A 21037-nucleotide genomic window follows, 5' to 3' on the forward strand; every position below is an offset into this window, starting at 1 on the left:
TTTGGCACGCTGTTGAGTTCTCAAGGAACGGACGCTTCCTTCGTACTCACCCTCTCGGGCTTTCCTCCGGGCTTTTCCCTTCGGTCTTTCGTGTTTCCAGCTTAGCAGATCCGTTTTCCGTTTCCGCCACCCGCTGGAGCGGGCTGCCGGTCCGTTCTTCGCTTTCGCGTTTCCCTTTCCGGCGGTTCCGACTCTATCAGATCCTTTCGGGCCTGATTCCCAGTCAGCGGGGTTTGTCTTCCCGGCTGTTGGGCCGTTCCGACGCTCAAACTCTAGCGGATTCCCCTTGCGACTCATAATCGAGTCTTTCGAAATGAATTCCGGCATGCCGAAATTCGTCCCGGTCGGGAGATCGTGCTGAGTTGAGGAGCCGCATGAGCGGCGGGAGTGGCTGTCGCAGAACCGTTCCGGCCCCGTGACAACTCGGAGAACACTACGGATACGGCCGGGGCGTGTCAACCCCGCCCCAGGCGTGCCACGGACGGCCTCCTCAGTCGAGGTCGGTCAGCCTGCCGCCCGCGTCCGGCTGGGTGTGCTCGACCCGCCTGAGCAGGCGGATCAGCATCTCGCCGAGGAGGCCGCGCTCCTCGCTCGACAGGTCCTGGAGCAGCTCCTCCTCGAAGTCCGTCGCCATCCGCATCGCCTCGAGCCACTTCGAACGGCCCTCGTCCGTGAGCTCCACGATCACCCGGACGCGGTTGTTCTCGTCGCGGTCGCGCGTGACCAGGCCCTCGCCCGCCATGCGGTCGATGCGGTGGGTCATCGCGGCCGGCGTGAGACCGAGGCGCTTGGCCAGCTCTCCGGGGCCCAGGCGGTAGGGGGCGCCGGAGAGGACGAGGGTCTTGAGGACCTCCCACTCGGCGTTGCTGATGCCGAGGTCGGCGACCTGGCGGCCGTACGCGACGTTCATCCGGCGGTTCAGCCGGCCCAGGGCGGAGACGACCTTCTCGACCTGGGGGTCGAGGTCGCGGTACTCGCGCTGGTAGGCGGCGATCTGCTCGTCGAGGCTCGGCTCCTGCAGGGGCTGCGGGCCGGACTGCTCGGGGGTGTCGGACATGCGGGGAGTATCCCACGGTCGACGTTGGCGTTGAAGTCCTTCGATGTGTACAGTTAAGTATCGAACTTTAGTATTGAAGTCTTCAGGGTTCAGGCGTACAGAGCTGAACTCGCGACCGAAGTGGGTGAGTGTGACCAAGGCGATGGGTGCAGCGATGCGCCGAATCCAGGCAGGCAGCGCGCTGAGCGCGTTCGGGCTCGGCTTCACCGTTCCGTACCTCTATGTGTACGTCGCTCAGGTGCGGGATCTGGGCGCGACCACGGCGGGCATCGTGCTCGCCGTCTTCGCCATGGCCGCACTTGTCGTCCTTCCCTTCAGCGGGCGCGCCATCGACCGGCGCGGTCCCGTCCCCGTCCTGCTGGTCGCCGCCGTGCTGGCCTCTCTCGGCTCCCTCGGCATGGGGCTGTCGGGGAGCGTGGCCGCGGTCGTGGGGTCGGCGGCGCTGCTGGGTGCCGGTACGGCCGTGATGCAGCCGGCGCTGGCGACGATGATCGTCTGGTGCTCGGAGCCGGCCGGCCGGACCCGGTCCTTCGCCACGCAGTTCTTTCTGCAGAACCTCGGACTCGGCGTCGGTGGTCTGATAGGCGGGCAGCTCGTCGACGAGAGCCGGCCCGGCAGCTTCCTTCTTCTCTTCTCGATCGAGGCGGTGATGTTCCTCGTCCTCGCGGGAATCGTGCTGACCGTGCGGATGCCGGGCTCCCCCGCCCTCCAGACCGACCGGCCGGCCCCCTCCAAGGGCGGGGGTGTGCGGGCGCTGCTGGGGCACAAGGCCATGGTGCGGCTGTGCGTCCTGGGCTTCGTGCTGTTCTTCGCCTGCTACGGGCAGTTCGAGTCGGGCCTCGCGGCGTACGGGACCGAGGCGGCCGGCATCGAGCCGTCGACGCTCGGGATGGCGCTCGCCGCCAACACGGCGGTCATCGTCCTCGCCCAGTTCGTGGTGCTGAGGTTCGTCGAGCACCGCAGGCGGACCCGGGTGATCGCGGCCGTCGGTCTGATCTGGGCCGTGGCGTGGCTCATCGCCGGGTACGCCGGCCTCGGGCACGGCAGCCGGACCATGGCGACCGCGGCGTTCATCTCCACGTACGCCCTCTTCGGGCTCGGGGAGGCGATGCTGTCGCCGACCGTGGCGCCCCTGGTGGCCGACCTGGCGCCGGAGTCGATGGTCGGGCAGTACAACTCGGCGTTCGCTCTGGTCAAGCAGCTGGCGCTGGCGGTCGGTCCGGCCGTGGGCGGGCCCATGGGGGCCGCGCTGCACGGGCCGTACATCGTGACCTTCGTGCTCTTCTCGCTCGGGATCACGTTCCTGGCGGTGCGCCTCGGCAAGCAGCTCACTCCGGTGCAGAACCAGCCGTCGCTCGCGGCCACGACCTCACGGATCGTCGCGCGGCACCAGCCGGAGAAGCAGACCGCCACCGCCTGAGCCCCGACCCGCCGGGCAGGGCCGTATCCGCCCTGCCGGGCCGGCTCAGTCCGGCAGGGCGAACTCGCACCAGACCGCCTTGCCGCCCCCTGGCGTACGGCGGCTTCCCCAGGACGAGGCGATCGTGGCGATGATCGAGATCCCGCGGCCCGCCTCGTCCTCCGACTCCGCCCTGCGGCGGCGCGGCAGATGGTCGTCGCCGTCGGTGACCTCGATGATGAGCCGGCGGTCGGTGCGGCGGAGCCTGAGGCGCATGGGCGGGGTGCCGTGCTTGAGGGAGTTCGCGACCAGCTCGCTGGTGGCGAGCACACCGAGATCGCGCAGTTCGACCGGGAAGCGCCAGCTGGCGAGAACCCCCGACGCGAAGGCACGCGCGCGTGGCGCGGCCTCCACACCGCCCAGGAGCTCCAGGGCGGCGTTGTGGAAGAGCTCGGCGTCGGCTCCCTTGCGGGCGGGATGCTGGACGACCAGCACCGCCACGTCGTCGTCGTGGTCGGCGGTGACGCCGAGCGAGCGCAGCAGCCGGTCGCAGACCACCTGCGGGGTGCCGGTGGCGCCGGACAGGGCGCGCTCCAGGGCGGCGACGCCCTCGTCGATGTCCTCGCGGCGGCGTTCGACCAGCCCATCGGTGTAGAGGACGGCCGTGGAGCCGGGGGGCAGGGCGATCGTGCCCGAGGTGTGCAGCCAGCCGCCGGTGCCGAGCGGGGGCCCGGTGGGGTCCTCGGCGCGGCGCACCGAGCCGTCCTCGTCCCTGACGAGAATCGGGAGGTGACCGGCGGAGGCGTAGACGAGCCGGCCCTCGTTGGGGTCGTGGACGGCGTAGACGCAGGTGGCGATCTGGCTGGCGTCGATCTCGGCGGCGAGGCCGTCGAGGAGCTGGAGCACTTCGTGCGGGGGCAGGTCGAGGCGGGCGTAGGCGCGTACGGCCGTGCGGAGCTGGCCCATGACGGCGGCGGCGCGCACCCCGCGTCCCATCACGTCGCCGATGACGAGGGCGGTCCTGCCGGCGCCGAGGGTGATGACGTCGTACCAGTCGCCGCCGACGGCCGCGTCGGTGCCGCCGGGCTGGTACGTGGCCGCGATCCGCAGGTCGTCGGGCTGCTCCAGCTCCTGCGGGAGCAGCGAGCGCTGGAGGGTGACGGCGGTTTCGCGGTGCCGGCGCTCGCTGGCGCGCAGCCGCTCGGCGGCCTCGGCGTGGTCGGTGACGTCGGCCGCGTGCACGAGGACGCCGCCGCCTTCGAGGCGCGAGGACCCTACGGGCAGGCAGGTGACCGTGTACGAGCCACCGTCCTTGGTCTTGCGGGACTTGACCGTACGGGGCTTGCCGCTGCGCAGGACCTGGTCCATCAGCGGCAGCAGCCCGAGTTCGTGCGCCTCGGGGCAGGCGTCGGCGACCGTGGCCCCGGCGGGACGGGGGCCGAAGGCGGCGGCGTAGGCGTCGTTGACGTACGCGATGCGGTGCTCGGGGCCGTGCGCGAGCGCGACCAGGCCGGGGAGCCGGCCGATCACCTCCCGTACGGAGAAGTCCTCCAGGGCGGGGACGCCGTCGGACTCGTCGGGGAGGTGCTCCAGCTGCGGCCCGTACTCACCGCGGGCCGCGGGCACGGAGCCCTCGGTCCCCCGCGCGGCCATGCGGCGCTGCGTGCCGGGGAGCCGGGCGCTCCAACGGGTGAAGTTCACGGATCTGTATGCCTCGTGGTGTCGTCGGCCGTGCTGAGTCACTCTGTGCAGGTGTGAGCCCACCTATGGTCACACGTCCAGTGTGACCGAGCGCACTGACATCGGTGTCAGCCCGGTTCGGGGCCTTCCTTGGGGGGCGGGGGTGCGGCGGCGAGTTCGAACTCGGCGCGGGGGTGTTCCAGCGAGCCGAGCGAGACGATCTCGCGTTTGAACAGGCCGGACAGGGTCCACTCGGCCAGGACGCGGGCCTTGCGGTTGAAGGTGGGGACGCGGCTGAGGTGGTACGCCCGGTGCATGAACCAGGCGGGATAGCCCTTGAGTTTACGGCCGTAGACGTGCGCGACGCCCTTGTGGAGGCCGAGGGAGGCGACGGAGCCCGCGTACTTGTGGGCGTACTCCTTGAGCGGCTGTCCGCGCAGGGAGGCGGTGATGTTCTCGGCGAGGACCTTGGTCTGGCGCACGGCGTGCTGGGCGTTGGGGGCGCATTCCCGGCCGGGCTCGTCCGCGGTGATGTCGGGCACGGCGGCGGCGTCACCGGCCGCCCAGGCGTGCTCGACGCCGTCGACGGTCAGCCTCGCCGTGCACTTGAGCCGGCCGCGTCCGTTGAGGGGCAGGTCGGTGGCGGCGAGGACCGGCGCCGGTTTGACACCGGCCGTCCACACGACGGTACGGGTGGGGATGCGGCTGCCGTCGCTGAGGACGGCCACGCGGTCCTCGCAGGACTCGAGCCGGGTGTCGAGCCGTACGTCGATGTTGCGGGCGCGCAGCTCGCGGACCGCGTACTTCCCCATCTCCTCGCCGACTTCGGGCAGGATCCGGTGGGTCGCCTCGACGAGGACCCATTTCAGGTCCTCGGGCTTGATGTTGTGGTAGTACCGCGCGGTGTAGCGGGCCATGTCCTCCAGCTCGGCGAGGGCCTCCACGCCCGCGTAGCCGCCCCCGACGAAGACGAAGGTGAGTGCGGCGTCGCGCAGGCCGGGGTCGCGGGTGGAGGAGGCGATGTCCATCTGCTCGATGACGTGGTTGCGCAGCCCGATGGCCTCCTCGACGGTCTTGAAGCCGATGGCGTACTCGGCGAGGCCGGGGACGGGCAGGGTGCGGGAGATCGAGCCGGGCGCGATGACGAGTTCGTCGTACGTGAGCTGGATGTTGCCGGTGCCCTCCTCCTCGGTGGCGAGGGTGGAGAGCGTCGCCGTCCGCTTGGCGTGGTCGACGGCGTGGACCTCGCCGATGAGGATCCGGCACCTGTCGAGGACGCGGCGCAGCGGGACGACCACGTGGCGCGGGGAGATCGAGCCGGCCGCCGCCTCGGGCAGGAACGGCTGGTACGTCATGTACGGATCGGGTGTGACCACGACGATCTCGACGGCACCGCTTCTGAGCTCGGCCTTGAGCTGCCGCTGCAGGCGCAGCGCGGTGTACATCCCGACGTAGCCACCGCCGACAACGAGAATGCGCACAGGTTCGGTCACTGTCCCATGACGCAACGCCGTCCGGGGTTTGTCCACAGGCCCGGCAAATTGTGTGACCGCGGAAGTGCGGGGGCGCGGGGTGGCGCGCGGGGTGGGTACAACGGAAAGCACCCAGGTCAGGGCGGGCGCGGGGGGTCGGGTCCGGGGTCGGAATCGGGAGAGTTCCGGTCCTTGCTCCGATCGGGGGGCGCACCGTGCGGAACTCCCCCTTCTGAATTGACCCGGACTCAACTATGTTCGTATGTCGTCGGGCATCGGACCGCCGCGCGTAGACCGAGTGCGGAGGCGTCCGATTCCCGTGTCAGGGCGGGGAGTCTCCGGGGGGAGACATCATGAGCGGGGGAACGCTTATGCACATGCAGGATTCGTACGGCCACGCCGTTGCCACGGCGGCGGCGGACGGCCGGAGCGACGGGCGTACGAGCGCGTCGACGGGATCGTCGGTGATCGGCCGGGCCGCTCCGCTGCGCGTGGACGCGCAGCGCAATCTGGAACACGTCCTGCGCGCCGCGCGCGAGGTGTTCGGGGAGCTCGGCTACGGAGCGCCGATGGAGGACGTGGCGCGTCGCGCCCGGGTCGGGGTGGGTACGGTCTACCGCCGCTTCCCGAGCAAGGACGTGCTGGTGCGCCGCATAGCCGAGGAGGAGACCGCCCGGCTGACCGAGCAGGCGCGGACGGCCCTGGGGCAGGAGGACGAGCCGTGGTCGGCGCTCTCCCGGTTCCTGCGGACCTCGGTGGCCTCGGGAGCGGGGCGGCTGTTGCCTCCGCAGGTGCTGCGGGTGGGCGTGGACGAGGGAGCGGCCGTCGACGCGCTGCCGTCGGCGCCGACGTCGGTGGACCGGTCGTCGGACGACGAGGCGCGGGTACCGCACCAGCGGGGCTTCGCGGAGCGGACGGCGGCCCGGGTGGTCGCGCGCGTAGTGCCGATGGACGAGCAGGACAACCCCGGTGCGGCGGAACTCCTTGAGGTCGTCGGGCGCCTGGTGGACCGGGCACGGGAAGCCGGTGAGCTGCGGGCGGACGTCACCGTGGCGGACGTCCTGCTCGTCATAGCCACGGCGGCGCCCGCTCTGCCGGACGCGGCGCAGCAGGCGGCGGCCTCGACCCGGCTCCTGGACATCCTGCTGGAGGGCCTGCGGTCGCGGTAGGGAGGGTGGCGGCGGGTCAGGGCCGGGCAGGCCCTGGGCCGCCCGGGGCGCCCCTGGGGTGACGGCCGCTCACGCCCGCCTGTTCGACGGTTCCGGAACCGTCGAGCATGGCACGAACGAGTGAGCGGTTACGCCCGGATACAGGAAGTCTCCCCGGACGAGTGGTAAGTGGACGCGTCGGTTCAGGGCGCCTCCGCGCTGTGGCACGCTTGCCCGGTGTTCGGGTCTGGGCGTGCGTACGGGGGCTTCCGCGATGAGCGGTGACGGACGGGGTGACGGACGGGACGAGCCGCTGGGTGAAGGCGGCGCCACGGAGACCGGCGACGCTCCGGGAGCCGTCGGCTCCGGATACGGCGGCCAGGGAAACAGCGGCCCGGAATACGGCGGCCCGGGGTACGGCAGCCCACCCTCCTGGCAGGTGCCGAGCCAGGGCGGACCGGGTGGCTCGTCGCTCACGTCTCCCGGTCCGGCCGGTCAGACGCCTGTGGGCGCCGAGCCGGGTGTGCCGCAACAGCGCGAGCGCGGGGCTGGCGGGGCCGAAGCGGACCGTGCGGACGAGGACGGCGCGGACGACGGCGTACTGCCGCCGCCGGTCGAACTCCCGCCGTCCGACGGCGACCTGATCCAGTGGATGCGGGACGGCGATGACAGCGCGTACGAAGAGCTGTTCCGCCGGCACTCCGAAGCCGTGCGGCGCTACGCCAGGACGTGCTGCCGGGACGCGCACACCGCCGACGACCTGACGGCGGAGGTGTTCGCCCGCACGCTCCAGGCGGTACGCCGCGGGGCCGGGCCGCAGCAGGCCGTACGCGCCTATCTGCTGACCACGGTCCGACGGGTGGCCGCGAACTGGACGAGGACGCAGAGGCGCGAGCACCTGGTCGAGGACTTCGCCGTGTTCGCGTCGCAGGCCGCACGCGGCGCCGAGGTCTCCGACCAGGACACGCTCGATCTCGGCGCCGACGTCCGGGCCATGCACGAGGCCGAGCAGTCCCTGGCCATGCAGGCGTTCCGTTCGCTGCCCGAACGCTGGCAGGCCGTGCTCTGGCACACCACCGTCGAGGAGGAGTCCCCGAGCGAGGTCGCGCCGCTCTTCGGGCTGACCGCCAACGCCACCGCCGTCCTGGCCAGCCGTGCCCGCGAGGGCCTGAAGCAGGCCTACCTCCAGGCCCATGTCAGCCAGTCCCTCACCTCCGGCGGGGACTGCGCCCGCTACGCCGACCGGCTCGGCGCCTATGCGCGCGGCGGGCTGCGGATGCGGGCCGAGCGGGGGCTGCGCAAGCACCTGGACGAGTGCGCCAAGTGCCGGCTCGCGGCCGGTGAGCTGGCGCACGTCAACGCCGGTATCCCCGCGCTGCTTCCGATCGCCGTCATCGGCTGGTTCGCCGCCGGGTACTCGCTCAAGGCCGCGGGCGTGGTGGCCGGCGGAGCGGCCGGGGCCGCCGGAGCCGGAGCGGCCGCCGCCGCCACGGGAGCCGGTTCGACGGGCACTGCAGGGGCGTCGTCCGCCGCCGTCGCCGAGGGACTCGGCGCACCCGCGAAGGCCGGGCTCGCGGCCGCGGTGGCCGTCGCCGCGGCCGCCGGCCTGGTGTGGGCGCTGTCCGGCGACCCCCAGCCGGTCGCGAAACCCGAACCGTCCCCGCCCGCCGTCGCCCCCGTCGTACCGCCGGAACCGACCCCTCCGCCGAAGCCGAGGCCCACGCCGCCTCCCGTCCCCACGGCCGAGCCCGCCCCGCCCCCGCGTCCGACGCCGAGCCGGACGGTGAAGCCCCGGCCCGAGCCGGCTCCGAAGGCGACGACGCCCTCGCCGAAGCCCAGCCCGTCGAGGACCGCGCCCAAGCCGACGCCCGCGCCTCCGGCCGTCTACCGGGTCAGCCGGCTCGACTACGGCATCGCCGGCGACGGCACCAAGCCCGAGGTGCGGCTGGAGGAGAGCAGCCCGATGTGGCAGCGCGACGGAATGTCGATGGGCGGCAAGCGGTACGGACACGGCGTGACGGTGCAGGCGCCGTCCTCCCTCACCATCGACCTCAACCGGCGGTGCACCAGCTACGACGCGCTCGTGGGCATCGACGACATGAGCGCGCCCCTCGGTGTCGGCGGCGTCCGCTTCTCCGTCTACGGGGACGGCGGACGGCTGTGGCGGTCCCCCGTGATCGAACCGGGCGATCCACCGGTACCGGTGCACGTCGGGATCGCCGGACACGAGACGCTCCGCCTTGTGGTCGAACCGCACACGCCGTTCGGCCGGGTCGCGGTCGCGGACTGGGCCCAGTCCCAGATCACCTGCACGTGAGGCCCGCCCCCGGATCGCCTGCGTGTGAGGCTCGCGCGCTGGGCCGGAGCCGCCAGCACACCGGTCACGTAGGTGTACGGGAAGGAGCCGAGCCCGCCACGTACGCCTCCACCTGCGTCAGGACGGCCTCGACGTCGAGCGCGGCGCCGGAGGCGTACGCCTCGGCGTAACCGTCCTCGCCCAGGGCCTCCCGCGCGCGAGCCGTGAGCGCCTCGGCCTCCCGAGCCTCCGGGACGGAGCGGACCAGCGCGCCCCGCCAGGTGTCGGCCGCCGCCAGGGCCCGGACGGCGAGGGCCGGTGCGCCGCAGCGGGAGAGCGTGATCGCCACGCACTCCGCCAGGGCGGCGATGACGAAGTCGGCGCACTGCGCCTCCCGTGCCGTGCGCAGCGCCGCCACCGCGTCCGCGACGGCCTCGGTGCCGCCGCCCTCGTCCGCCCGGATCCGGGCGTCGAGCCCGCTCAGTACCACCGCGAAATGGGGCGGCGGGGCGCCCGTCGTCACCGCCCGGCGCGCCTCGTCCAACCGGGCGCGAGCGCCCGGGACATCACCTCGGTGCAGGGCGATCAAGGCGCGCATGGTCCCGATGTACGTCCGGGCGTCGTTGACGTGGGAGCGCTCGGCCTCATGGCACGCCTCGTCCAGGCCCTTCTCGGCGGCCTCCATGTCGCCCGCGCGGAACGCGATCTCGGCGAGGCGCGCGATCAGGAAGGGCGCCTCGGCGTGGGCGCCGACCTCACGGGCGAGCTGCAGCGCCTCCTCGTACGCCTCGCCGGCCTCCGCGTGCCGGCCGCGCAGCATGTTCGCCTCCGCCGCGGCGCTCGCGACCTGTGCCCGCATCCAGCGGTCGCCGACCCGGCGGGAGAGGGCGCGCAGCTCGGCCAGGTCCTCGTCGATGCCGGTCATGCCGCCGGGCATGTCGACCGCCATGTGCGTACGGAACATCAGGCTGACACCGATCTCCCACTCGCCGCCGTGGCGGCGGCAGTGCGCGACGGAGGCGTCCAGCATCGCGCGGACGACGTCCGGCTTCTCGGTGAGATAGGCCGTGAACGGCCAGAGCAGACCGGGGAACCGGGCCGACTCGGGGCCGGGATGGTCGGCGAAGGCGGCGCGCACCCGCCGGACGAGGGCGGCGAGTTCGGGGTCGTCGCTGAATTCGCCGACCGTATGGCTCTCCACGGCGAGGAAGAAGCGCAGCATGTGCAGCCGCATGCGGGGCCAGTGGCGCGGGTCGGCGGGATCGTCCGGGTCGGTGCCGAGCCGGAGCGCGCGCTCGGCCCAGGCCAGGCCCTCGGGGCGGTAGTTGCGCAGCCACCAGAACCAGCCCATGGCGAGGACCAGGCGGTGGGCGGACGGCTCGTCGGCGGCGGTGAGGACCGTGCGGTGGAGGGCGGCGCGGATGTTGTCGAGGTCGGTCTCGATCCGCCGGATCCAGGGGAGCTGCTCGCCGGAGCGCAGCCGGGGTTCGGCCTCCTCGACGAGCGCGGTGTAGTGGGCGGTGTGAGCGGCCTCGGCGGCGGCGAGCAGGCCCGGGGTCTCGGCGGCGCGCTCGCTCGCGTACTCGTGGATGGTCTCCAGGAGGCGGTAGCGCATCTCGCCGTCGTCGGTGGGGGCGGCGACGACCAGGGACTTGTCGACCAGCGCGCCGAGGGCGTCGGCCGCGTGGGCGGCTCCGAGGGCCTCGGCGGCGGGGAGGTCCCAGCCGCCGGCGAAGACGGACACCTGGCGGAGCAGCGTGCGCTCGTCGGGTTCGAGGAGGTCCCAGGACCAGTCGACGACGGCGCGGAGGGTCTGCTGGCGGGGCAGGACGGTCCGGCTGCCGGAGGTGAGGAGAGCGAATCGGTCGTCGAGCCGGTCGGCGATCTGGCGCGGGGTGAGCAGCCGCAGGCGGGCGGCGGCCAGTTCGATGGCGAGAGGGAGGCCGTCCAGGCGGCGGCAGATCTCGTCGACGGCGTCCAGGTCGGCGTCGGGCCGGAAGTCCGGGCGTACGGCGCGGGCGCGTTCGGCGAAGAGGAGGTGGGCCGGGTGCGGTGGCAGGGGTTCGACGGGCCGGACGGTCTCGCCGGGGACTCCGAGGGGTTCGCGGCTGGTGGCGAGGATGCGCAGCCGGGGGCAGTGGGTGAGCAGGGTTTCGGCGAGTGCGGCGGCCGCGTCGATGACGTGCTCGCAGTTGTCGAGGACGAGGAGGAGGGGGCGGTGGGCGAGGTGCTCGACGAGACGGGCGGTGGGGTCGTCCTGGAGGGGCTGGCCGTCGCGGGTGATCAGGTTGGTCTCGCGGAGGCCGAGGGCGGAGAGGACCGCGCCGGGTACGGCGTCGGGGTCGTCGAGCGGGGCGAGCTCCGCGAGCCATGCGCCGGAGGCGGGGGTTCCGCCGGTACTGCCGAAGCCGCCGGTATCGCCGGTGCGGGTGGCGGCGGTGCGGGCGGTGCGGGCGATGTCGCTGGTGCCGCCGGTGCGGGTGGCGGCGGGGGCGGCCTCCGCCGCGAACCACGCGCCCGAGCCGCCGGTGCCGGATCCGCCGTTGCCACCGGTCCGCGTGGCCGCGAGGGCGGCCTCCTCCGCCAGGCGGGTCTTGCCGGAGCCGCCGGGGCCGGTGAGGGTGACGAGGCGCGAGCGGGTGAGGTCGGCGCGGATGGCGGCCAGTTCGGGTTCGCGGCCGACGAAGGAAGTGAGCCGGGGCCGGATGTTGCCCGGGTCCCGGGGTTCCGGGGGCGCCTGGAGCAGTTCCCGGTGGAGGGCGAGCAGTTCGGGACCCGGGTCGGCGCCGAGGCCGTCGGCGAGGGCGCGGCGGGCGTCCTCGAAGGCGGCGAGGGCGTCGGCCTGCCGGCCCTCGTCGCGCAGGGCGCGGACGAGTTGGGCGCGGAAGCCTTCGTCGTACGGGTGGGCTGTGGTGAGCGCGGACAGCTCCGGTACGAGTCCGTCCAGGGCGCCGCGCCTGAGGTCGGCCTCGACGCGCCGGCGCAGGGCGGCGAGCCGCTGTGCTTCGGGGCGCACGCGCGCGTGCTCGGGCAGATCGGCGAGCGCGGGGCCGCGGAAGAGGGCGAGGGCGCCGCGCAGGAGTTCGGCCGCGGCGTCGGGATCACCGGCGTCGAGGCGGGCGGCGGCCTCTCGGTCCCGCCGTTCGAAGACGTACAGGTCGATGTCGTCGGGGCGGGCGACGAGCCGGTAGCCGACGCCGGGCGCCGACGCGACGGCGTCCCGCCCGATCGCGCGACGGAGGCGTCCGACGAGGGCCTGGAGGGCGGCGGGGGCATCGTGCGGAGGTTCGTCCCCGTAGATGTCATCGACGAGTTCGGTGACGGAGGCGGGCCGTCCGGCGCGCAGAGCGAGCGCGGCGAGAAGCGCGCGCAGCCGCACTCCGCCGAGGGGGAGGGGGGTGCCGTGGGGGTCGAGGGCCTGGGTGGAGCCGAGGATGAGGTACCGCACCGGGTCATTGTCCCTGGCGGGTGCGGTCGGCGCCTGGGGGTTTACCCGCTCAGAATTCGGAGGTGTCGAGCTCGAAGTCGAGGGGATACGGGAGTCGAACCCTCGTCCCCAGCTTGTGGATGGCGGTGTGCGCGTATTCGTCGCCCTGGACCTCCGAGTGGACGACGGCCTCGCCGCTCGCGCGGTCGATCAGGAGGTAGAGGGGGATTCCGGCGCGGGCGTAGCCGCGGATCTTCTGGACCCGGTCACGGTCGGCGGTGGAGGCGGACGTGACCTCGGCCACGAGGAGGACGGGAGCGGGGGAGTGCCACTCCTGCTGGTCGTCGAAGCTGCCCTTGGGTGCGATGACCAGGTCGGGAATGGTGTAGCCCGTGTCCGAGGCGCCCGGCAGGTACAGGCCGATACCGGTGTAGCGGCCGGTGGCCTTGTCATGGTCCCGGAACTGTCCACTGAGTTCCGACACGATCTCCTCATGCTGCCCATTGGCCGGTGGCACCACGTAGATCTCCCCTTCGATCAGCTCCACGCGCCAGCCCTCGGGAGCCACCGCACTGAACAGCTGGAAGGTCTGCTCGACGCTCGCGCCCTCATGGTCGGGCTCGACGTCGTCGGGAGACTCATCTCCCGGGACCGGCAGCGGCATCGCCATGACGGACCTCCTTCGCTCGGTGCGACGCTCCCAGCCTAGGTCCGCCGCCTCAGAGGGATTCGGAAGACGTTCACTCGAACGAGCGTGCTGTCACGTTTCGCCGCCCCGGCCGGCCCTCACGCCGGCAGTGACCGGCGGGACGCCGGGATCAGGGGCCCCGGAACCGCCCGCTGCCGTGGTGCCGCCGTGCCCGTCCAGCAGGTGCCGCGGCGGGACAGGAGGCGGCGGAGCCAGAGTTCGGTGGAGACGAGGTCGGCGAGGCCGTCCAGCGGGACCGGTTCGCCGTCGGCGGCCGCGCGCAGGGCCTTGCGGACCACGCGGGCCTCGATCAGGCCCGCGTCCGCCAGGAGGGGGGCGTCGAAGAGGGCCAGCAGGTCCGGGAGCGCCGCGCGCAGGCCGGTGCGCGCGGCGGCGGCCGGGACCGCCGGGTTCGGGGCGCCCCAGCCGGGCGGCAGGTCGTGGATGCCCGCGCCGGCCAGGACGGTGCGCAGGACGGTGGCCCGGGCGCCCGGCTGGACCCGCAGCGACTCGGGGAGGTCGCGGCAGGCCCGTACCACCTGGTTGTCGAGGAAGGGGGCGTGGAGCCGCTGACCGCGGATCTCGGCCGCCTGTTCCAGGACCCGGTGGTCGGCCGCGGCCCGCGCGAGCGCCGCACGCGCGCGTGCCTCCCCCGGTCGCTGCACCGACGTCGGCAGCGTCGCCGCCCGGTTCAGGCGAACCGATACTTCAGCGAGGGCCTCGCCCGTCAGCCAGCGCGCCGCAGGGCCGGGGCGCGACCAGGCCAGGGCGGAGAGGGACGCCTCCAGCGGGCCGAACGCACCCGCCGCCGTGCGGTTCGCCTCCAGGAGCCCCGTCGCCGCCGCCTCGAGGCCGGTGCGGTAGGGGGTACGGGCCAGCCGGCGCGCCGCCCGGTACACCGTCAGCGGTACGAGGAGCGAGCCCGCCGACGTGCCCGTCGCCTTCGCGAGCGCCGCCACCGGACGCACAAGGGAGCGGCGCCGCCGGTCCATCAACAGGTCGGCCAGCCGGGCCGGATGGGCGTCCAGGACCTGCCGGGCGCCCAGGCCCGTGAAGTGGTCCGCGCTGCCGCCCGTGAGGCGTCGGCGGTGCCTGCCGGCGACGACGAGGGAGGGGCCGGGCTCGTCGGTCAGCGGACCCTCCAGCTCCGCGTACGGCAGCGCCTCCTCGCCCGCCGCGACGACCACATGGTGCAGCCGCGGATTCGCCGCGATCACCCGGGCCCGCTCCAGCTCCTCCTCGCGGTGGGCACCGGCCCGGGTCGCCAGATCGTTGAAGGTGACGGCGAGCAGCCGCTCCCCCGCGCCCGTGCCGTGGCCCAGGATCGTCCCCGGCACGCCCGGGAGCCCGGCGGCCAGCAGGGCGAGCGTCCCGGAAGCACTGCCTCCGGACAGATCCGCTCCGATGCCGGGCGCCGGTCCGCCGCCCCGGGCGGCCCGCCGCTCCGCGGGCCCCATGCCGGGGACGGGCCCGGGGTCCGGCAGCGGCGTCTCCGGCGCGTGGCGGGGCGCGGTGAGCCGGGCCCGTACGGCGTCGACCAGCGCGTCCCGTACCCCCTCCACCGCCCGCCCCGGCTCGACCTGCGGCGCCGCGACGGCGAGCGAGGCCACCGGTTCGTAGCCGGTGATCTCGCGCGACCCCTCGCGCAGGATCAGCGCGTGGCCGGGCGGCACCCGCTTCACGCCCTCGTACGGTGTGGAGTCGCGCAGCGCCTCCGGTGTCTCGGGGCAGGCCAGCAGCGCGGCGAGATGGCCGATGTCGAGCTGGGCCTCGATGAGGTCGGCCAGCGGCAGCGCGGCGGTCGCGTACGCGGTGCCGTTGGCCCATGGGGTGTGGAACACGGGCCGCGCGCCCGCCAGATCGCCGGTGACGGTGACACGGCGGCCGACCTGGACGACGACGGTGTAGCTGCCCGCCCACGCCGTGAGGTGGCGCAGGGCGCCACCGCGCGCGGCGAAGAGGCCGCTCCTCAGCTCCTCGTCGCTCGCGGCGCAACACCCCAGGACGGCGAGGCGGCTGTGCGTGTCAACGCCGACGACGCGGATCTCGTCGGGGCGCCAGTCACCGACCGCCCACAGCGGATCGGGGTCGCCCCACAGGAGTTGTGCGCCCACGGGATGCACCGTGCGCCCCTCGGACGCGCTGGCCCCCACCGCTCCCGCCGTACCGAAGCTCGCGGCGACACTGCTCCAGCCCACCAGCCATCGCATCGGCGCCTCCACGTCGGTTCAGTGGAGGAACATGCTGCCACGACAAGGGCGCACAGGACGGGCTCGGGAGCAAGGCACGCGAAAGGCGAATGGGCCGCTGGCATTGGCCAGTTGCGCACCGTCGTCATTCGGCCATTCTGTACGGGGCTTCGGGGCCTCGGGGGCGCCGGCAGTCCGGGAGGCGCCCTACGCCTCCCGGAGCCGTCCGCCGCCCGCGGGGAGGGGGCGACGGTATCCCCCAGCCCACCGGTCCACAGCCGGATGGGCCGACCCACGCAGCACTCATGGAAGCGCTCCCCCTCCGGCCGGGCGAGAGCGCACGGGCGGGCGCACGGCCACACCACCGGAGCACGCTCCCCGGCGCCGCCCCCGGCCCCGCCGTCCCCGACCGTTCCCGGCGGACCGCCCCTCCCCCGTCGATTCACACAACAATCCCGCCATAGGGAACACCGCCCCTTAACGGTAGGGATGCGGCGAACTACGCTGTGTTTACGAATGCCGCACGCCTATGCCCGGCGTCGTGGCGGCCGTCTGGGTGGTCGAGGGGTGGCGTCATGTCCAGGGAGCAACGCGGGCCGAACGAAAAGCTCGGCACGGTTCTCGCCCTCGCGGGAATCAGCAACGCCGGCCTCGCCCGGCGCGTCAACGACCTCGGGGCGCAGCGGGGGCTGACGCTCCGTTACGACAAGACGTCGGTGGCGCGGTGGGTGTCGAAGGGCATGGTGCCGCAGGGCGCCGCGCCGCATCTGATCGCGGCGGCGATCGGCCAGAAGCTCGGCCGGCCGGTGCCGCTGCACGAGATAGGCCTCGCCGACGCCGACCCGGCGCCCGAGGTGGGGCTCGCCTTCCCCCGTGACGTGGGCGAGGCGGTCCGCTCGGCCACCGAGCTGTACCGGCTGGATCTCGCCGGTCGACGGGCCGGAGGTGGCGGGATCTGGCAGTCGCTGGCCGGATCCTTCGCGGTCAGCGCCTACGCGACCCCCGCCTCCCGGTGGCTGATCACACCCGCCGACTCCTCCGTGGAGCGGCTGCCGCACCGTCCCGCCGCCGGGCCCGAGGGGCCGGCCGACGGGCCGGAGACCGGCCTCCACGCGCGCGTGGGCCACAGCGACGTCGCCAAGCTCCGCGAGGCCGCGGAGGACGCGCGCCGCTGGGACTCGAAGTACGGGGGCGGCGACTGGCGTTCCTCCATGGTCCCGGAGTGCTTACGCGTCGACGCCGCACCGCTGCTGCTCGGCTCGTACTCCGACGAGGTCGGACGGGCCCTGTTCGGCGCCACGGCGGAGCTGACCCGGCTGGCCGGCTGGATGGCCTTCGACACCGGTCAGCAGGAGGCCGCCCAGCGCTACTACATCCAGGCGCTGCGCCTCGCGCGCGCCGCCGCCGACGTGCCGCTCGGCGGCTATGTCCTCGCCTCGATGTCGCTGCAGGCCACCTACCGGGGCTTCGCCGACGAGGGCGTGGACCTCGCCCAGGCCGCCCTGGAGCGCAACCGCGGGCTCGCCACGGCCCGCACCATGTCCTTCTTCCGGCTCGTCGAGGCGCGGGCGCACGCCAAGGCGAACGACGGCGCGGCGGCCGCGGCCGCGCTCAAGGCGGCCGAGGGCTGGCTTGAGCGCTCGCGGGAGGGCGACGCCGACCCGTCCTGGCTCGGCTTCTACTCGTACGACCGGTTCTGCGCCGACGCCGCCGAGTGCTACCGCGACCTGAAGGCGCCGCGCCAGGTGCGCCGCTTCACCGAGCAGGCGCTCTCCCGGCCGACGGAGGAGTACGTCCGTTCGCACGGGCTGCGGCTCGTGGTGTCGGCGGTGGCCGAGCTGGAGTCGGGCAATCTGGACGCGGCCTGCGCGGCGGGCACGCGCGCGGTGGAGGTGGCGGGCCGGATCTCGTCCGCCCGGACCACCGAGTACGTACGCGATCTGCTGCACCGGCTCGAACCGTACGGGGACGAGCCCCGGGTCATGGAGCTGCGGGAGCGGGCCCGGCCGCTCCTGATGGCTCCGGCGTGAGCCTGGCGGAGTCCGGCGTGGGTCCGGCGTGAATCCGGCCTGAGCCCGGCCTGGGCCCGGCGTGACGCGTGTCCCACCGGGTTTAGCGGCTTTGTCAGTGGGCCAGTGCACTATCGGGGTGGGAGGTGGTGCGGGTGTCCGTGCGGGACGTGGACTGCGACGTGCTCGTCGTCGGCGGCGGAATCGTCGGCCTGGCGACGGCGTACGCCCTGACGCGCGCCGCGCCCGGCACCCGGGTCACCGTCCTGGAGAAGGAGCACGGCCCGGCCCGCCACCAGACGGGGCGCAACAGCGGTGTGATCCACAGCGGGATCTACTACCGCCCGGGGTCCCTGAAGGCACGGTTCGCGGTCGCGGGCGCAGCCGAGATGGTCAAGTTCTGCGCGGAGTACGACCTTCCGTACGAGGTCACGGGCAAGCTCATCGTCGCCACCGACCGCGAGGAGCTGCCGCGGCTGCACGCGCTCGTGCAGCGCGGCCGGGAGAACGGCATTCCGGTGCGGGAGCTCGGGCCGGCGCAGATCACCGAGTACGAGCCCCGAGTGCGGGGCCTCGCGGCGATCCACGTCGGCACCACGGGGATCTGTGACTACGGCGCGGTGGCGGCGCGGCTCGCCGAGGCGTCCGGGGCCCGGATCCTGTACGGCGCGGAGGTCACGGCGGTCGACCGGCGGCCGTGGGGTGTGGCCGTCCGCACGGCGGCCGGCGCCGTGCTGCGGGGCCGGGTCCTGGTGAACTGCGCGGGGCTCCACTGCGACCGGGTGGCCCGGCTCGCCGGCGACGACCCGGGCATGCGGATCGTCCCCTTCCGCGGTGAGTACTACGAACTGGCGGACGCGTCGCTCGTCCGCGGCCTGGTGTATCCGGTTCCCGACCCGGCGTTCCCCTTCCTCGGGGTGCACCTGACGCGGGGCATCGACGGTGGCGTGCATGTCGGGCCGAACGCGGTGCCCGCCCTGGCCCGGGAGGGATACGGCTGGTCGGTCGTCCGGCCGGGGGACCTCGCGGGGACGCTGGCGTGGCCGGGGTCATGGGCGATCGCCCGGGAGCACTGGCGGTACGGAGCCGGTGAGCTGCGGCGTTCCCTGTCGAAGCGGGCCTTCACGGAGGCGGTGCGCAGACTGTTGCCGATCGTGGAGGAGCGCGACCTGCGGCGTGCCGCGGCGGGCGTGCGCGCACAGGCGGTACTGCGGGACGGCACCCTGGTCGACGACTTCCTGATCAAGGAGGCCTCGCGGACGGTGCACGTCCTGAACGCGCCTTCGCCGGCCGCGACGGCGTCCCTCCCGATCGGCCGAGAGGTGGCGGCAAGGGCACTGTCGATGTTGTAGCCGCCCCCGGTCATGGGGGCATGCCTCTTCGCCGGACAGGGCCTCAGCCCCCGGCCCCGTAGAATTGCCGCATTGTGTCTGAGTCCCGTGAAAACGTTCCGCAGTCCCTCGCCGAGCCCGTCGTCGCGCGGCGGGGCAGCCGGATGTTCGCCGCCGGTGAGGGGCCCCTGCCCGATCCCGCCGGATCGCACCACGAGCGGCGTATCCGCAGCTTCCAGCCCCGGCGCAGCCGCGTCACCGCGGGGCAGGCCGAGGCGATGCTCAAGCGCTGGCCCGACTGGGGCCTGGACATCGACGGCAAGCGGGTCCTCGACCTGAAGGAGATGTTCGGCGGGCTTCCCGTCGTCCTGGAGATCGGCTTCGGAATGGGCGAGGCCACCGCGCAGATGGCCGCCGCCGACCCCGGCACCGGCATCCTCGCCGTGGACGTCCACACCCCCGGGCAGGGCAACCTCCTCGGTCTCGCCGACCGCAACGGGCTCGAGAACGTCCGGGTCGCCAACGGTGACGCGATCATCCTGCTGCGCGAGATGCTCGCCCCCGACGCCCTCGACGGGTGCCGCGTCTACTTCCCGGACCCCTGGCCCAAGAAGCGCCACCACAAGCGGCGCCTCATCCAGCCGGAGTTCCTCACGCTCCTCGCGACCCGGATGAAGCCCGGGGCCGTCCTGCACTGCGCCACGGACTGGGAGGAGTACGCCGAGCAGATGCTGGAGGTGCTCTCCGCGCATCCCGACTTCGCGAACACCCAGCCCGACGGCGGCTACGCCCCCCGCCCCGCGTTCCGCCCCCTCACCCGCTTCGAAGGACAGGGCTTGGACAAGGGCCACGTCGTGCACGACCTGCTTTTCCGCAGGAAGTAGGGCCGCTTTTCCACAGGCCTGGTTCTCCACAGGGAGCAGGACTGCTTCTCCGCAGGGCTGCTTTTCCACAGGGGCTGCTTTTCCACAGGAAGTAGAACTCCCGCGCAGGCTGTCGGTGGGTCTGGTTAGGGTCGCTTACGTGTCGAACCCCGCCCCCGCCCCCGTTCCCGCCCGGGAAACCGAGGAGCCGGCCTTCCCCGGCGTCCCCGGTCGTGCCCAGTGGCGCTACCGGCCCCGGCGCGCCTTCTGGCGCGGCAAGGCGGTCCGGGCCGTCGCCGTGATCACGGTGCTCGCGCTCTGCGCCCTGGTGATCCTGGCGCTGGTGCGGGACCAGACAGGCACCGAGGGGTTCCTGGTCGGACTCGGCCTGGCCGTGCTGCCCGTGCCGCTCCTCATGGCCGCGTTCCGCTGGCTCGACCGCGTGGAGCCCGGCCCCTGGAAGATCCTGCTCTTCTCCTTCGCCTGGGGCGCCTTCGCCGCCGCGCTCGTCGCGATCCTCGCCAACTCCTTCGCGGTCCGCTGGATCGCCACCGCGACCGCCGACCCGGCGTCCGCGGACACCCTCGGCGCCACCGCCGTCGCGCCCGTGGTCGAGGAGAGCGCGAAGGCCGCCGCCATCCTGCTGGTCTTCCTCTTCCGCAGACGGGACTTCACCGGCCTCCTCGACGGAGTCGTCGTCGCCGGCTTCACCGCCACCGGCTTCGCCTTCACCGAGAACATCCTCTATCTCGGCAACGCCTTCGGCGAGGACCAGGAGTTCGGCGGCTCGGGCCTCGGCTCCGTGACCGCCGGAACGTTCTTCGTACGGATCGTGATGTCGCCGTTCGCGCATCCGCTCTTCACCGTGCTCACCGGACTCGGCTTCGGCCTCGCCGCCCTCGCCGCCCGCCGCCGGCGCGTCCGCCGGATCCTGCTGCCGCTGACCGGCCTGGTCCTCGCCATGGGCACGCACGCCCTGTGGAACGGCTCGGCCGTCTTCGGACCGTGGGGCTTCTTCCTGGTGTACGGCATGTTCATGGTGCCGGTCTTCGGGCTGCTGACCTGGCTGGCGATATGGAGCCGGCAGAAGGAGCTGCGCACCATATCCGGGCAGCTCCCGGCGTACGCGGCGGCCGGCTGGCTGTCCCCCGCCGAACCGCTCGCGCTCTCCTCCATGCGGGCCCGCTCGGTGGCCCGCGACTTCGCCGCCCGTACGTACGGCAAGCCGGCGGCGCAGGCGGTCGGGGAGTACGAGGCGTTCGCGACCAGCCTCGCCTTTCTGCGCGCCCGGGCCGAGCGGGGGACGGCGGAGGAGGACTTCACCGCCCGCGAGCAGGAGCTGCTGCACCACCTCTGGCAGCGCAAGGCGGTCGCCTCTCCCGCGCTGACGTACGCGGCGCGGGCCACCGGCCGGGTGTGGGCGCCGCCGCAGTACCTCGACTACGGCGGCTACAACCCGTACCGGAGCTGACCGGCAC

General features: G+C 73.5%; 13 protein-coding genes. 7 read left to right on the top strand and 6 right to left on the bottom strand.

Annotation, left to right across the window (positions count from 1 at the left end; genetic code table 11):
• Positions 1–490: 490 nt before the first annotated feature.
• Positions 491–1057, bottom strand: coding sequence for a MarR family winged helix-turn-helix transcriptional regulator (locus ACIRB4_RS18355; protein ID WP_403292428.1), 567 nt, complete (start codon positions 1055–1057; stop codon positions 491–493).
• A 130-nt stretch (positions 1058–1187) separates the two neighbouring features.
• Here ACIRB4_RS18355 and ACIRB4_RS18360 point away from each other — a divergent pair, with 130 nt between their 5' ends.
• On the top strand, positions 1188–2477 hold the full coding sequence (locus ACIRB4_RS18360) for an MFS transporter (protein WP_403292429.1): 1290 nt from the start codon (positions 1188–1190) through the stop codon (positions 2475–2477).
• A 45-nt stretch (positions 2478–2522) separates the two neighbouring features.
• Here ACIRB4_RS18360 and ACIRB4_RS18365 read toward each other — a convergent pair whose 3' ends face one another.
• Together ACIRB4_RS18365 and ACIRB4_RS18370 are read right to left on the bottom strand one after the other, a co-directional pair.
• Positions 2523–4157, bottom strand: a complete 1635-nt coding sequence (locus ACIRB4_RS18365) for a SpoIIE family protein phosphatase (RefSeq protein WP_403292431.1) — start codon at positions 4155–4157, stop codon at positions 2523–2525.
• A 107-nt stretch (positions 4158–4264) separates the two neighbouring features.
• The gene (locus tag ACIRB4_RS18370; protein ID WP_403292433.1) at positions 4265–5629 is read right to left on the bottom strand and encodes an NAD(P)/FAD-dependent oxidoreductase; all 1365 of its coding nucleotides are present in this window, start codon (positions 5627–5629) and stop codon (positions 4265–4267) included.
• A gap of 350 nt (positions 5630–5979) precedes the next feature.
• Here ACIRB4_RS18370 and ACIRB4_RS18375 point away from each other — a divergent pair, with 350 nt between their 5' ends.
• Together ACIRB4_RS18375 and ACIRB4_RS18380 are read left to right on the top strand one after the other, a co-directional pair.
• Complete coding sequence (locus ACIRB4_RS18375) at positions 5980–6777, top strand: TetR/AcrR family transcriptional regulator (RefSeq protein WP_403292434.1); 798 nt, start codon at positions 5980–5982, stop codon at positions 6775–6777.
• Between the two features lie 253 nt (positions 6778–7030).
• The gene (locus tag ACIRB4_RS18380) at positions 7031–9073 is read left to right on the top strand and encodes a sigma-70 family RNA polymerase sigma factor (RefSeq protein WP_403292435.1); all 2043 of its coding nucleotides are present in this window, start codon (positions 7031–7033) and stop codon (positions 9071–9073) included.
• Positions 9074–9137: 64 nt separating this feature from the next.
• Here ACIRB4_RS18380 and ACIRB4_RS18385 read toward each other — a convergent pair whose 3' ends face one another.
• The 3 genes from ACIRB4_RS18385 to ACIRB4_RS18395 all read right to left on the bottom strand — a co-directional run bounded on the left by ACIRB4_RS18385 (position 9138) and on the right by ACIRB4_RS18395 (position 15377).
• Positions 9138–12500, bottom strand: coding sequence for a BTAD domain-containing putative transcriptional regulator (locus ACIRB4_RS18385; RefSeq protein ID WP_403292437.1), 3363 nt, complete (start codon positions 12498–12500; stop codon positions 9138–9140).
• Between the two features lie 49 nt (positions 12501–12549).
• Entirely contained in the window at positions 12550–13143 is a 594-nt protein-coding gene (locus tag ACIRB4_RS18390; protein ID WP_403292928.1) for a Uma2 family endonuclease, read from the bottom strand.
• A gap of 122 nt (positions 13144–13265) precedes the next feature.
• Positions 13266–15377 (bottom strand): asparagine synthase-related protein, encoded by a 2112-nt coding sequence (locus ACIRB4_RS18395; RefSeq protein ID WP_403292438.1) that lies wholly within the window; start codon positions 15375–15377, stop codon positions 13266–13268.
• 554 nt (positions 15378–15931) lie between these two features.
• Here ACIRB4_RS18395 and ACIRB4_RS18400 point away from each other — a divergent pair.
• The 4 genes from ACIRB4_RS18400 to ACIRB4_RS18415 all read left to right on the top strand — a co-directional run bounded on the left by ACIRB4_RS18400 (position 15932) and on the right by ACIRB4_RS18415 (position 21030).
• Positions 15932–17386 (top strand): MFS transporter, encoded by a 1455-nt coding sequence (locus tag ACIRB4_RS18400; RefSeq protein WP_403292440.1) that lies wholly within the window; start codon positions 15932–15934, stop codon positions 17384–17386.
• Positions 17387–17520: 134 nt separating this feature from the next.
• Positions 17521–18717, top strand: coding sequence for an L-2-hydroxyglutarate oxidase (gene lhgO, locus ACIRB4_RS18405; RefSeq protein ID WP_403292441.1), 1197 nt, complete (start codon positions 17521–17523; stop codon positions 18715–18717).
• 74 nt (positions 18718–18791) lie between these two features.
• On the top strand, positions 18792–19580 hold the full coding sequence (trmB, locus tag ACIRB4_RS18410) for a tRNA (guanosine(46)-N7)-methyltransferase TrmB (RefSeq protein ID WP_403292443.1): 789 nt from the start codon (positions 18792–18794) through the stop codon (positions 19578–19580).
• Between the two features lie 139 nt (positions 19581–19719).
• Positions 19720–21030, top strand: coding sequence for a PrsW family intramembrane metalloprotease (locus tag ACIRB4_RS18415; RefSeq protein WP_403292445.1), 1311 nt, complete (start codon positions 19720–19722; stop codon positions 21028–21030).
• Positions 21031–21037: the final 7 nt, after the last annotated feature.

It is taken from the genome of Streptomyces sp. NPDC093600, from assembly GCF_044764755.1.
GTDB lineage: Bacteria > Actinomycetota > Actinomycetes > Streptomycetales > Streptomycetaceae > Streptomyces.